The 13839-nt window shown below is 73.2% G+C and carries 11 protein-coding genes; 8 read left to right on the top strand and 3 right to left on the bottom strand.

The window, feature by feature from the left end:
* Positions 1-109: 109 nt before the first annotated feature.
* Complete coding sequence (locus OG994_RS03565) at positions 110-1441, top strand: glycosyltransferase family 4 protein (protein ID WP_328852168.1); 1332 nt, start codon at positions 110-112, stop codon at positions 1439-1441.
* A gap of 92 nt (positions 1442-1533) precedes the next feature.
* Here OG994_RS03565 and OG994_RS03560 read toward each other — a convergent pair whose 3' ends face one another.
* The gene (locus tag OG994_RS03560) at positions 1534-3054 is read right to left on the bottom strand and encodes a methionine--tRNA ligase (RefSeq protein WP_328852167.1); all 1521 of its coding nucleotides are present in this window, start codon (positions 3052-3054) and stop codon (positions 1534-1536) included.
* Between the two features lie 394 nt (positions 3055-3448).
* On the opposite strand from OG994_RS03560, the gene OG994_RS03555 reads away from it, so the two are divergent.
* From OG994_RS03555 to OG994_RS03545, 3 genes are all read left to right on the top strand, one after another.
* A complete protein-coding gene (locus OG994_RS03555; RefSeq protein ID WP_407942593.1) occupies positions 3449-5014 on the top strand; it encodes a serine/threonine-protein kinase in 1566 nt (521 codons plus the stop codon).
* Positions 5015-5115: 101 nt separating this feature from the next.
* A complete protein-coding gene (locus OG994_RS03550; RefSeq protein ID WP_120326621.1) occupies positions 5116-5925 on the top strand; it encodes a metal-dependent hydrolase in 810 nt (269 codons plus the stop codon).
* The gene (locus tag OG994_RS03545; RefSeq protein WP_328852165.1) at positions 5922-6860 is read left to right on the top strand and encodes an amidohydrolase family protein; all 939 of its coding nucleotides are present in this window, start codon (positions 5922-5924) and stop codon (positions 6858-6860) included. Before OG994_RS03550 ends, OG994_RS03545 begins: the two co-directional genes overlap by 4 nt.
* 57 nt (positions 6861-6917) lie before the next feature.
* Here OG994_RS03545 and OG994_RS03540 read toward each other — a convergent pair whose 3' ends face one another.
* Both OG994_RS03540 and OG994_RS03535 read right to left on the bottom strand, forming a co-directional pair.
* Positions 6918-7718 (bottom strand): ABC transporter ATP-binding protein, encoded by an 801-nt coding sequence (locus tag OG994_RS03540; protein ID WP_120326712.1) that lies wholly within the window; start codon positions 7716-7718, stop codon positions 6918-6920.
* Between the two features lie 50 nt (positions 7719-7768).
* Positions 7769-8758, bottom strand: a complete 990-nt coding sequence (locus OG994_RS03535; protein ID WP_328852164.1) for an ArsR/SmtB family transcription factor — start codon at positions 8756-8758, stop codon at positions 7769-7771.
* A gap of 205 nt (positions 8759-8963) precedes the next feature.
* On the opposite strand from OG994_RS03535, the gene OG994_RS03530 reads away from it, so the two are divergent.
* The 4 genes from OG994_RS03530 (at position 8964) to OG994_RS03515 (ending at position 13839) form a co-directional block, all read left to right on the top strand.
* Positions 8964-10163, top strand: a complete 1200-nt coding sequence (locus tag OG994_RS03530; RefSeq protein ID WP_328852163.1) for an MFS transporter — start codon at positions 8964-8966, stop codon at positions 10161-10163.
* A gap of 203 nt (positions 10164-10366) precedes the next feature.
* A complete protein-coding gene (locus OG994_RS03525; protein WP_240032767.1) occupies positions 10367-11416 on the top strand; it encodes a LacI family DNA-binding transcriptional regulator in 1050 nt (349 codons plus the stop codon).
* Positions 11417-11495: 79 nt separating this feature from the next.
* Entirely contained in the window at positions 11496-12800 is a 1305-nt protein-coding gene (locus OG994_RS03520) for an ABC transporter substrate-binding protein (protein ID WP_120326626.1), read from the top strand.
* Positions 12801-12864: 64 nt separating this feature from the next.
* Positions 12865-13839: a carbohydrate ABC transporter permease gene (locus tag OG994_RS03515; protein WP_328852162.1), complete on the top strand. Its 975-nt coding sequence runs from the start codon at positions 12865-12867 to the stop codon at positions 13837-13839.

Genomic DNA, 13839 nt, shown 5'->3' with positions numbered 1-13839 from the left:
CGCTGGTTAGCCCGTTGCCGGCAGGATGGGTGTCGATCCCAGACGCGACGACGGGCACCGGCAGGGGTGCCGGTCGGCGCGCGCCCGGAGACAACTCAGAGGGGGCCGCATGTCCGCTGACGCCGACGTGATCGACATCCACCCCGCCCGGCACCAGAGGGTGCTCATGCTGTCCTGGGAGTACCCGCCGGTGCTCGTCGGCGGACTCGGCCGACACGTCCACGCCCTCTCCACCGCCCTCGCCGCCGCCGGCCACCACGTCACCGTCGTCACCCGCCACACCGACGGCGCACCCACCGAGGAATACACCGACGGCGTCCGCATCATCCGCGCCACCGAAGACCCCGTCACCTTCCCCCTGGCCACCCCCAGCCTCCTCGCCTGGACCATGGCCTTCAACCACACCCTCACCCGCGCCGCCCTCCACGCCACCACCACCGACACCTACGACGTCATCCACGCCCACGACTGGCTCGTCGCCCACACCGCCATCACCCTCCGCGAACACCTCGACCTCCCCCTCGTCACCACCATCCACGCCACCGAAGCCGGCCGACACCAAGGCTGGCTCCCCGACGAGATGAACCGCACCATCCACGCCGTCGAACACTGGCTCACCACCGAATCCGGCCGCGTCATCGCCTGCTCCGGCTACATGCGCGACCAGGTCACCACGCTCTTCGACCTGCCGGCGGGGCAGGTGGACGTGGTGCCCAACGGGGTCGACGACCGCGCCTGGCGGGCCCGGCCGCCGGCGGTCGCCTCGGCCCGGGCGCGGTTCGCGGCGGACGGCCCGCTGGTCGGGTACGCGGGCCGTCTCGTCTACGAGAAGGGCGTGCAGCACCTGGTCCACGCCGTGCCCCACCTGCGGCGGCGGCACCCGGGACTGCGGGTGGTGATCGCCGGCGACGGCCCGTACCGGGGCGAACTGGAGGAGGAGGCCCGGCGGCTCGCGCTCGGGGACACCGTACGGTTCACCGGCTTCCTCGACACCACGCAGCTGCCCGCGATGCTGGGGGCCACCGACGCGACCGTGGTGCCCAGCCTCTACGAACCGTTCGGCATGGTGGCTCTCGAGGCGGCCGCCGCCGGCGCGCCGCTCGCCGTGGCGGCCACCGGCGGCCTCGCCGAGATCGTCGAGCCCGGCGTCACCGGGGTGACCTTCCCGCACAGCGACCCGGACGCCCTCGCCGGGGCGGTCGACCAGCTCCTCGCCGACGAGGTCTTCGCGCGGCGGGTCGCCCGGCAGGCCCGGGCCATGGTCGGCGAGCGCTACGGGTGGGCCACCATCGCGGCGCGGACGGCGGCCACCTACGCCCGCGCGGCCCGCGAGCACGGGCCGTCGCAGGCCCGCCGCGCGGCCGCCCGGGTGGCCGGCGCGCCACCGCGCATCGCGATCCCCGAGGGGAACCTGTTCGGCGGCGGGGGCGCGGCCAGCTGAGACGTCACCGCCGGGGTGGTGGGCGGCACCCGCCACCCCGGCGGCCGGTCGGGGGTGGCAGGCGGCACCGCCACCCGGCGGCCCGTCGCGGGTCAGCGCGCCGACGCCGTGATCTTCGGGAAGAGCGGTCGCGGGTCGGGGAGCCGCCCCGCCGACGGGGTGCACTGGGCGGCGATCCGTCCGGCCGTGTCGGGGAGGAAGGGTCCGATCAGCTCGGCGAGGGCCCGGCAGGCCCGGACGAGGACGTCCAGAGCGGCGTCGAGGTTCGCGGCAGCGTCGAGATCGCCGTCGCCCTCGGCCCTGGACAGCTGCCAGGGCCGCACGTGCTCGACGAAGCGGTTCGCCTCCTCGACCACGCTCCAGATCGCGGCGGTGGCGGCCCGGAAGTCGAAGGCGTCCAGAGCCGCCGCGACCAGGCGCGGCGCCTGCCGGGAGGCGGTCGTCAGCCGCTGCGCGTCAGCCGGCTCCCCGGTGCCGGTCGGGGGTCGACCGGCACGGTAGCGGTGCACCATCGTGACGACGCGGTTCACGAGGTTGCCCAGGTCGTCGGCGAGGTCGCCGTTGGCGCGGTCGACGAGCTTCTCGACGGTGAAGTCCGCGTCACCCACCCGCGGCACCTCACGCAGCAGCCACCACCGCACCGGGTCGGTCCCGAACCGGGCGACGAGGTCGACGGGATCGACGGCGACGCCCGTCGACTTGCTGATCTTCCTGCCGTCGGCGGTCAGGTAGTCGTGGACGAGGATGTCGGTGGGCAGGGGTTCGCCCGCCGACAGCAGCATCGCCGGCCAGTACACGGCGTGGAAGCGCACGACGCCCTTGCCGAGCAGGTGCACCCGACGGGGGCTGTCCGCCCACCAGCGCCGGTAGTCGGGGCCGTGGTGGGCGTAGTCGAGCGCGGTGACGTAGTTGCCCAGGGCGTCCCACCACACGTAGACGACCTGGTCGGGGTCACCGGGCACCGGGATGCCCCAGCCACGGGCGCGGGTCTGCGAACGGGAGACGCTGAAGTCGTCGAGGCCGGCCGCGATGAAGCTGAGCACCTCGTTGCGGCGCGCCGCCGGTTCGATCCTCAACCGCCCACTCTCGATCAGGTCGTGGAGCCGGTCCTGGTAGCGGGACAGGCGGAAGAACCAGTTCCGCTCGGTGACGCGCTGGGGCGCGGTGTCGTGCTCCGGGCAGCGCCCGTCGCGAAGCTCGGCCTCCGTGTAGAACTGTTCGCACCCCACGCAGTACAGCCCCTCGTAGTGCTTCCGGTAGAGATCCCCGGACGCCGCGCAGGCGCGCCAGAGGCGTTCCACCCCGGAGCGGTGCCGAGGGTCCCGGCTCGTGCGGATGAAGTCGTCGAAGGACAGCGCCAACGGTTCGCGCAGGGCCTCGAACGCGGCGGCGTTGCGGTCGACGAGATCCTGGGTCGGCAGGCCCTCGGCCTCGGCCGCCAGCACGTTCTTGAGCGAGTTGTCGTCGGTTCCGGTCAGGAACCGCACCTCGTCGCCGCGTTGGCGCCGGTGCCGGGCCAGCACGTCGGCCTGCACGAGTTCCAGCGCGAACCCGAGGTGCGGGCGGGCGTTGACGTAGGGGATCGTGGTGGTCACATAGAACCTGTCGGGCATCGGAACCTCCTGGAAAAGCGCCGGGGCTCCGACCCGCACGTGAATCGAGGCCCCGTGACCGGGGCCTCGTGACGTCATCCGTCCCGCGTCAACAGCCCCGCTGGCGGGGCATCATGACCGGGACGGAGGACGTACGCATGGCAGCACCGTAACAGCCACCGGCGCTCACGTTCACCGGGTTTGTGCCCGCCTCCGTGGCCCCCACTCCGCCCGCCTCCGTGGCCCCCACTCCGCCCGCCCCCGGCGGCGCGACGAACCGCCGAACGCGCACTGATGAGGAAACGAGGGTCGGTAGCTATGGTGTAACCGGGGGTGACCGAGGGGGAACGCGAGCGTGCACCAGCTGCTGATCGCGGGCCGGTACCGGCTGGTCGACCTGGTCGGCACCGGTGGCATGGGCAGAGTCTGGCGGGCCCGCGACGAGCTGCTGCACCGCGACGTCGCGGTCAAGGAGATCGTGCCGCCGGTCTGGCTTGGCGAGGCCGAGCGCGACGACCTGCGGCGCCGTACGCTGCGCGAGGCGCGCACCGCCGCCCGGCTGAGCCACCCCAACGTGGTGCGGATCTACGACGTGGTGCACGACCGGGACAGTCCGTGGATCGTGATGGAGTACGTCGAGTCCCGCTCGCTGCAGCAGATCCTCGCCGTCGACGGCCCGCTGAGCCCGGCCCGGACCGCCCGGATCGGGCTGGCCGTGCTCGCCGCGCTGCGCGCCGCCCACACCGCGGGAGTGCTCCACCGCGACGTGAAGCCGCACAACGTGCTGGTGGCCACGGACGGGCGGGTGGTGCTCACCGACTTCGGCCTGGCCACGTTCACCGGTGGGGACGCCGCGATGACCGGCCCCGGGATGATCCTCGGCTCGCCGCACTTCGTGGCACCCGAACGGGCGCGCGACGGGATCTCCGACCCACGTACCGACCTGTGGTCGCTCGGCGCGACGCTCTACGCGGCCGTCGAGGGCCAGCCCCCGTACGCCCGGGACAGCGCCATGGCGACGCTCTCCGCCCTGGCCACCGACCCTCCGGACCCGATGCGCCGGGCCGGGCCGCTGCGCCCGGTCCTCACCGGTCTGTTGCAGCGCGACCCGTGGCGGCGGCTGACCGCCGTCGAGGCGGAACCGCTGCTGCGCAGGGCCGCCACGGCGACACCGGCACCGACCCGACCGGCGGCTCCGGACCCGACCCGACCGCCAGCTCCCGGCCCGACCCGGCGGGCGGCTCCGGACCCGGCCGGGCCGGCGGCGGAACGGGCCGCGCCGGCGGGACGGTCCGGAACGCGAGCGCGGCGCGGCCAGCGCGTCGCGGTCGGCGTCGCGGCCGCCGCGACCGCGCTGCTGGCCGCCGTCGGCACGGGACTGGCGATGGCCGCCCGCGACCGGTCCGAGAGGGAACCGTCGGGGACGGGTGCCGGCATCGGCCCCACCCGCCCGGCGGCCGCCTTCGCCTGTGTGGCCGCCCCGCCCGCGGCGGCCAGCCCGGTGCCGTCGGTGCCGCCGCCACCCGGTGCCCGCTTCCGGCTGGTGCCGGGCTGGACGTGGTACACGGATCCGACCGGCTTCCAGATCGCCGCGCCGATCGCCTGGCTGCACTGGACCGAGGACGCGGTCACCTGCTTCCGGGAACCGGGCGGCACCCGGGTGCTCAGCGTCGAGGCGAGCGTCGCCCGCGCCGACCCGGTGGCGTGGTGGCGGGCCGAGGAGCGGCGGCTGACCGGTGACGGGGCGCTGCCGGGCTACCGCCGGGTCGACATCTCCCCCATGGACATCTTCGACGGTGGGGCGGTCTGGGAGTGCGCCTGGCTCAACCCGGCCGGCGAGCGGGTCCACACCGCACGGCTGCTCGCGAACACCTCGGCCGGCCGCGCGTACACCGTCTCATGGTTGACAAAAGAGTTCGACTGGCAGGTCAACGCGACATACTTCCCCATGATCCGGCAGAGCTTCACACCGGCGCTCTGAGTCCCTCCTCAGTGGATGTCCGGGGGTTTCCGCACCGGCGCGGGATGTGACTAGAGTGATCTCGCTCGGGCGCTCAAGATCCCTGAGGAGGGTGAGCCGACATGATGGGTCCCTCGCACGCGCTCTCCGGCGCGGCGGTGTGGCTGACCGGGTCCTGGGCGCTGGACCAGTTCGCCGACTACCATCAGTCGCCGCTCGCGCTGGCCGTGGGCACGGCGGTCTGCGCCGGCGGGGCGCTCTTCCCCGACCTCGACCTGTCCGGCAAGGTGACCCGTAACCAGGGCGGCGCCACGGTGGCGCGCACCTTCGGCGTGGTCAGCCTCTTCTTCGCCGAGGTCATGGAGAAGGTGTCGCTCGGCGTCTACTACGCCACGAAGCTGAGCCGGGATCCGAAACGGAACAACGGCCACCGCACCCTGACCCACACGATCCCCTTCACCGTGCTGGTCGGCTGGGGCACCACGGCCCTCTGCACCGCGTACGGCAAGTGGGCCGTCATCGGGATCCTCTTCTTCATGATCGGGCTCGCGCTGCGCGGCCTGTTCGACGAGTGGGCCGAGCGCGCCGGCTGGGTGGTCGTCACCCTGCTGTCGCTGGCCGCGGCCTGGTTCACCTACGCGAACCTGCCGGGCGGGCGCGGCTATCCGATGATCGGCCTGGCCGTCGGGGTGGGCTGTTTCGTGCACATCCTCGGCGACATGATCACCAGGGCCGGCGTGCCGATCCTCTGGCCGATCCCGATCAAGCGTCGGATGTGGACGATGGTCGGCCTGCCCAACAAGATCGCGCTGCGCACCGGCAGCAAGGCCGAGGTGGTCGTGCTCCGGGCGGTGATGACGGTCGTGGCGGTGCTCGCCGCGGCCGGGCTCGTGGCGCGTCCGGTGCTGAACCGGTTCGACATCGAGATATGACCGCCGCGCCGGCTCCGGACTCGGCCGGGGACGAGCGCGACGGGTCCCCGGGCGACGCCGCCGACGCGGGGGTGCCCGCGTTCTGGCGTGGGCTCGGGCTGCCCGGGCTGGCCGACGTGCACACCCACTTCCTGCCGCCACGGCTGCTGCGCCGGGTGTGGGCGTACTTCGACGCGGCCGGGCCGCTGGTCGGCACCGAGTGGCCGATCCGCTACCGGTGGAGCGACGCCGACCGGGTCGCCCACCTGCGCCGGCTCGGGGTGCGGGCGTTCACCGCGCTGGCGTACGCCCACCGGCCGGGGATGGCCGCCGACCTCAACCGGTGGACGCTGGACTTCGCGCGGACCACGCCGGAGTGCCTCCCCTCGGCCACGTTCTTCCCCGAGCCGGAGGCTCCCCGGTACGTCGCCGAGGCGCTGGACGCCGGCGCCCGCGTGTTCAAGGTGCACATCCAGGTCGGCGGGTTCGCCCCCACCGACCCGGCGCTCGATCCCGTGTGGGGGCTGCTCGCCGAGGCCGGCGTACCGGTGGTGGTGCACGCCGGGCACGCTCCCGTCGGCACGGCGCACACCGGGCCGGAACCGTTCGCGGCGCTCCTCGCCCGCCACCCGTCGCTGGCCGCGGTGGTGGCCCACCTCGGCGCCCCGGACTACCGCGCGTTCCTCGACCTCGCCGCCTCCCACCCGCACGTCCGGCTGGACACCACGATGGCGTTCACGTCGTTCTTCGACCGGTTCGTGCCGTTCCCTGCCGACGAGCTGCCCCGGTTGCGTGACCTGGGCCTCGCCGGCAAGGTGCTGCTCGGCAGCGACTTCCCGAACATCCCCTACCCGTACGCGGAGCAGCTGGCCGGGCTGGCCCGGCTCGACCTCGGCGACGACTGGCTGCGGGCGGTGTGCTGGGCCAACACCGCCACCCTGTTCGACCTGCCCTGACCCCCGGCGCCGCCTGGGCCGCGGTGCCCGCTCCGACCCGGCCGGGACACGGGTGGGTCAGGTGGTCTGGAGGTGGCGGGCGGCTCGGGCGCTCCACCTGCCGTTCTCCCGTTCGACGATGATCGGGTGCGCGAACGCCCGGGTGACGGTCTCGGTCGTCAGGGCGGCGTCGACCGGCCCGGCCGCGACGGTCCGGCCCTCCGAGACGAGGAGGGCGTGCGTCGTCGTCTCCGGAAGCTCCTCCAGGTGGTGTGTGACGAGGACGGAGGCCAACTCCGGCGCGGAGTGCGCGAGCACGTCGATCGTCTCGAGGAGCTGTTCCCGGGCGGCGACGTCGAGGCCGGTGGTGGGTTCGTCGAGGAGCAGCAGTCGCGGGTCGGCGGCGAGCGCCCGCGCGATCAGGGCGCGCCCGCGCTCGCCCTGGGACAGCGTGGGCCACGGGGCGGAGCGGCGCGCGGACAGCCCGACCTCGGCGACGAGCGCCTCCACCCGGTCCGCCTGCTCCCTGGTGGGCGCCCACCGCAGGGGCACCTCGATGGTGCCGGTGATCCCGGTGAGCACGACCTCCGTGACCGTGAGCGGTGAGCGCAGGGGGTGGCGCGGGTCGACGTGCCCGATGTGGCGTCGCAACTCCTGGAGTTCGACCCGTCCCAGCCTGCGTCCGAGCACGTCGACGGTGCCGGACGTGGGGTGGGTCCGCGCTCCGCAGAAGCCGAGGATCGTGCTCTTGCCCGCGCCGTTCGGTCCCAGGAGCGCCCAGTGCTCGCCGACCCGGACGGTCAGGTCGATGCCGTGGAGGATCTGGTTGCCGTCGCGGCGGAACGTCACGCCACGGAGGTCGAGGACCGGGTCACTCATGTCGGGCTCTCCTTCGACGTCGGCGGCCACGTGCATCCTGATCCACCGGGTCACCGCCCCGCCGACGGGTCGGCCAACTGGTCACCCAGTGGACTGCGCCGGTACAGCACGTGCCGCCCGTCGCGGGCCCGGGTGACCAGGCCCGTCGCGTGGAGGACCCGCAGGTGCTGGGAGACGGCGCTGGGCGTCACGGCGAGCCGGCGAGCGATCTCCACCGTGGGGAGCGGCTCGGCGAGGAGGTGGAGCAGCCGCGCCCGGGGCGCCCCGAGGAGCGAGGTGAGGGCGGTCGCGTCGACGGCCGGCGCCGACGCCCAGAGGGTCGCGACCCCGCGGCAGGGGTACGCGAGCAGCGGCGGCTCGTCGCGGCCGACGGGCGGCGCCGGCTTGTGGGAGAAGATCGACGGCACCAGGAGCAGTCCCCGGCCGGCCGCTGCCACGTGGTGCCGGCCGATCATCTTGTCGATGTACAGGACCCCGTCGCGCCACCACAGGTTCGGGTGCATGTCGGCGAAGAGCAGGCGGGCGCCTCCGACGGCCAGTTGCCGGGCGCGGTAGGTCATGTCCGCCTCCAGGACGAGCCGCATGCGCGGCCAGGCCGGCTTGATCGCGGCCTCCCAGTAGCGCTGGAGGTGGTCGCAGATGGCGTCGCGGAGCGCGCACACCGCCTCGTCGTCGGCGCCGGTCACCGCACGGAGGGCGGCCGGCAGCCGCCCGCGCGGGTACGCGGCCCGCACGTCGCGGCGGACGATGTCGGGGGCGGTCCGCCGCACGACGGCCAACTCGTCCTCGAACGGCGCGGCGAACTCGGTCGGCCGGGGTGTGAGGAAGTCCGGGAGCGCACGGTCCGGCCCGACGAGGGACAGCAGCGTGTCGGCCGTCGACGCGTCGATCCGGTCGACCACCGACCGGCGCCACGGCAGGTGCAGCGCGTACAGGCCCGGCTCGCGCAACACCCGGAGACTGAGCACGGCCTCGTGGATCGGTGAGATCGCGAAGCGGGTGTCCGCGAGGTCCTCGACGCCGAGCAGGAAGCTGATCATTTAGGCACAGGCTACATCGGTTGGGGATCGCCGGCCCGTCCCGTGGACTTCGGGGCATGACCGATCACATCGACACGACCACCCGCAACGCGGGCGGGCCCCCGACGGCGATCGTCACGGGTGCGGCGCGCGGCACCGGGTTCACCACGTCGCTTCCAGGCCGGTGGACCGCCGTGGGCGTTCCTCCCGGACCGGGGGCGCACCGGTGAGCCGCCGGCTGCTGGCGCTGCTCACCCTCACCTGCGGGGTCGCCGTCGGCAACATCTACTTCCCCCAGACGATCAGCCCGCTGGTCGGCGCCGGTCTGCACGTCGACGCCGACTCGGCCGCCCTGGTGGTGACCGCTGTGCAGTTCGGCTACGCCGCCGGGATCTTCCTGCTGGTGCCGCTCGGTGACCGGCTACCGCACCGCCGGCTGGTCGTCGTCCTGCTCGGTCTCAGCGGGTTCGGCCTGCTCGCCGCGAGTGGCGCGCCCGCGCTGCCGCCACTCGTCGGGGCGAGCGCTCTCGTCGGGGTCACGACCGTGGTCGCGCCGATCATCGGCCCGATGGCGGCGGGCCTCGTCGCCGACGACCGGCGTGGCGCGGTCAGCGGCACGCTGCTGAGCGGCTCGATCGGCGGCATGCTGCTGTCCCGCACCGTGGCCGGCGCAGTCGGCGACTGGTTCGGGTGGCGGGCCCCGTACCTGATGGCAGCGGTGTCCGTGCTGCTCATCGCGGTGGTCATGGCCCGCGTCCTGCCCCGTACGCGACCGCCGTCGGGGCACCGGTACCCGGCGCTGCTCGCCGAGTCGCTGCGCGTGCTGCGTACCGAACCGGACCTGCGCCGCTCCTGCTTCTACCAGGCGACGGTGTTCGCGGGGTTCTCCGCGGTCTGGACCGCCGTCGCACTGCTCATGACCGGTCCGGCGTACGGCCTGGGCGCGCCGGCCGTGGGGATGCTCGCCCTGGTCAACGCGGGGACCATGCTGTGCACCCCGCTCGCGGGGCGCGTCGTGGACCGTCGCGGGAGCGACGCGGTGAACCTCGTGTGCCTGCTCGGGGTCGTCGCCGCGGCCGTCGTGCTGGCGCTCGCCGGTCTCGGCGGTGCGGTGGGCCTCGCGGCGCTGGTGCTGGGCACGTTGCTGCTCGACGTCGGGATGCAGTCCGGCATGGTCGCCAACCAGGTACGGAACTACGCCCTGCGCCCCGATGCGCGCAGCCGCGTCAACACCGCCTACATGACCTGCGCCTACCTCGGCGGCAGCGCGGGCTCCTGGCTCGGCGCGCGAGCGTACGCCCACGTCGGGTGGCTGGGGGTGTGCGGGCTCCTGGCGCTCCTCGCGGCCCTGGCCCTCGCCCGCCACCTGACGTCGACCCCCGCCACCGGCCGCCCCCGCCCCGCGGTCGCCGCCGGGAACGGCTGATCCGAGGGTGACTGCCGATCCGGAGACGCGGCCCGACCCGGCGACGCGGACCCGTCACGCCCCGGACGTCACCACCTCGACAACACCTATTGACGTCGTCGTAACACGTGCCCTACCGTTCGTCGAAACGGTTAGTCGAAACGTTTCGACAACCGCCTGGGAGCGGTTCCACTGCCGGCCGAGGGAGGTGTGCGGTGGCCACCATGCACGACGTCGCCCGCCTCGCCCGCGTCTCGGTCAGCACCGTCTCGTACGTGCTCACCGGCGCCCGGCCCATCTCCCAGGCCACCCGCGACAAGGTCCTCGCCGCCATGGCCGAGCTGGACTACCAGCCCAACGCGATGGCCCGGGGGCTCGCGAGCCGGCGGAGCCGGATCGTCGGTCTGCTCATGCCGATGGACGAGCGGGGCCTCGGGGCCACCGAGACCGCCTTCGTGACCGGGGCCGCCGCCGCGGCCAGCGCCGCCGGATACCACCTCGTGCTCTCTCCCGTCGGCGCCGGTGACGTCGACGACCTGCGCCGGCTCGCGAGCCAGCGCATGCTCGACGGCGCGGTGCTGATGGAGGTCCAGGTGGAGGACGGGCGGGTCGCCGCCCTCCAGGAGGCCGGCGTCCCGCTCGTGCTCATCGGGCGTACGGGCGACACCACCGGCCTGTCGTACGTCGACATCGACTTCGAGCAGACCGTCCGGGAGGCCGTCGACCACCTCGTCGGCCTCGGGCACCGCCGGATCGTCTACGTGAACCACTCGGCCGCCACCATCGCCGCCGGCTACGGGCCCGCCGTCCGCACCCGGGACGCGTTCGTGGCGGCCATGGCCGACCACGGCCTCGCACCGATCATGATCCCCGCCGAGGACAGCGCCGCCGGCGGGCGGGCGGCGCTCACCGCGGCCCTCGCGCAGGCGCCCGACCTGACGGCCGTGCTCGCCATGAACGAGAACGCCATCTTCGGCATCCTCGGCGAGCTGGCCACCCGCGGCCACGCGGTGCCCCGCGACGTCTCGGTGGTCTCGATGGTCACCTCGCCGCAGGTGGCCGAGCTGGCCCACCCGGCCCTGACCGCCATGACGTCCCCCGGCTCGGCGCTCGGCCGCATCGCCGTGGAGGCGTTGCTCCGCCACCTGGAGGGGGCCGGCGACACCCACCAGCAACTGCTCCCGTGCGCGCTGGAGGTCCGGGGCTCGACCGGCCCGGCCGCCGGGGCGCGCGACCGCACCGACCCGGCCGGCTCCGGCCCGCCGGTCACGTGAACGCAACGGCCCGCCGCCGCGCTGCCACGCGACGACGGGCCAGGTAAGTACCGGCTCGATACTCACCAGGAGGATAGCAATGGGGCGAATCCGCAGGCTGGTCGCCGCTGTCGCGCTGGCCGCGACCGCGACGACCACGATCGCCGCGTGCGGCGGCGACGAGGGCGGCGACGGTAGCGACGCCAAGACCCTCAAGCTCTGGCACTACGAGAGCGCGAACAGCGCCATGGGTGTCGCCTGGGACCGGGCGATCCAGATCTTCAAGGACGAGCACCCGGGCGTCGAGGTGCAGTTCGAGCGCAAGGCGTTCGAGCAGATCCAGCAGAACGCCGGCATGATCATCAACTCGTCCGAGGGCCCGGACATCATGGAGTACAACAAGGGCAACGCCACCGCCGGCCTGCTCTCCTCCCAGGGCCTGCTCACCGACCTCACCGACGAGGCCGAGAAGCGCGGCTGGGGCGACAAGCTCAGCCCCAGCCTCCAGACCACCGCCCGGTACGACGACAAGGGCGTCATGGGCTCGGGCAACTGGTACGGCGTGCCGAACTACGGCGAGTTCGTGATGGTCTACTACAACAAGGACCTCTTCGACAAGTACGGCGTCACCGTCCCGACGACGCTCGACGAGATGACCCGGGCCATGGACACCTTCGTCAGCAAGGGCGTCACCCCGCTGGCGGAGGCGGGCGCCGAGTACCCGGCCGGGCAGCTCTTCTACCAGCTCGCGCTGTCGAAGGCCGACCGCGCGTTCGTCGACGACTACCAGCTCTACAAGAACCCGGTGGACTTCAAGGCCGACCCGCTGAAGTACGGCGCGGAGACCTTCGCCGACTGGGTGCGCAAGGGCTACGTCGCCAAGGACGCCGCCAGCCTGAAGGCCGAGGACATGGGCACCGCCTTCATCTCCGGCAAGGCCCCGATGATCGTCTCCGGCAGCTGGTGGTACGGCCGCTTCAAGGACGAGATCAGGTTCAACTGGGACTCGTTCCTGTTCCCGGGCAACAAGCTCCACGCCGGCTCGTCGGGCAACCTCTGGGTGGTCCCCGCCAACAGCAAGGCCAAGAGCCTCGCGTACGACTTCATCGACATCACCCTGCGCCCGGAGGTCCAGGCGCTGATCGGCAACAACGGCGGCGTCCCGGTGGCCGCGGACGCGTCGCAGATCAGCGACCCGAAGGACAAGAAGCTCATCGAGAACTTCAACACCGTCAGCCAGCAGGACGGCCTGGCCTTCTACCCGGACTGGCCGGTGCCCGGCTACTACGACGTGCTGGTCTCCGGGTTCCAGGGCCTGATCAACGGGTCCAGGACGCCCGACCAGGTGCTCGACGCGATCGCCAAGCCGTACGCCGACGGCGTCAAGGAGATCACCGGCAAGTGACACGGCCCGGGGTGGACGCGTCCGGTCCCCGCCGGCGCGTCCACCCCGCCGGGAAGGATCTCCCATGGCACTCCCCGAGACCGTGGCCGGCCCGCGACGGCCCGCCACGCCACCCGAGACAGCCGTCACCCGCCGTCCGCGCCGCCGCGGCGGCCGGGCCGGGTACTGGCTCTACCTGCTGCCCGGCGCCGTGCTGTTCGTGCTCGTCATCGGCGCACCGCTCGTCGGCACCGTCTACTTCTCACTGACGAAGTGGTCCGGCGTCGGCGACCCCACCTTCATCGGGCTGGACAACTACCGGCACCTCCTCGAGGACGAGGTGTTCTGGACGTCGTTCCGGAACACGCTCGCCATGATCGTCGCGATGGTCGTGGTGCCGACCCTCGTGGGCCTGGTGCTCGCCGCCGTGCTCTTCGACGTCATCGGGCGGAGGTTCCGGCCGCGGACCGCCGCCGCACTGCGCGCGGCGTTCTACCTGCCGCAGGTGCTGCCGGTCGTGGTGGCCGGCATCGTCTGGGGCTGGATCCTGCGGCCGGACGGCGCGTTCAACGGCCTGCTGGACGCGGTCGGCCTCGGCGCGCTGCGCCACGACTGGCTGGGCGACCCGAAGACCGCCCTGCCCAGCGTCATGGCGGTGATGATCTGGGTCCAGATCGGTTACCCGGTGGTCGTCTTCATGGCGGCCCTGCAACGCGTCGACCCGGAACTGTACGAGGCGGCCGAGGTCGACGGGGCCGGCTGGTTCCACCGGTTCCGGGCCATCACCCTGGCCCAGATCCGGCCGGAGACCTTCGTGGTGGCCCTGACCTGCACGATCGCCGCGTTGAAGGTGTTCGGCCCGGTGTTCGCGCTCACCCGCGGCGGGCCCGAGAACGCCACCAACGTGCCGTCGTACTTCGCCTACTACACGTTCTTCAAGAAGCTCCAGGTCGGCTACGGCTCCGCGATCTCCACGGTGCTCACCCTGATCATCATCGTGGTGGCCGTGGTCTTCATCTGGATGCAGAACCGCAGCGAGCGCCAGGACCGGGGGGTCTGA

It is taken from the genome of Micromonospora globbae (assembly GCF_036184225.1).
In the GTDB taxonomy this organism is placed as follows: Bacteria; Actinomycetota; Actinomycetes; order Mycobacteriales; family Micromonosporaceae; genus Micromonospora; species Micromonospora globbae.
This window is presented reverse-complemented; position numbering and strand designations above follow the sequence as displayed.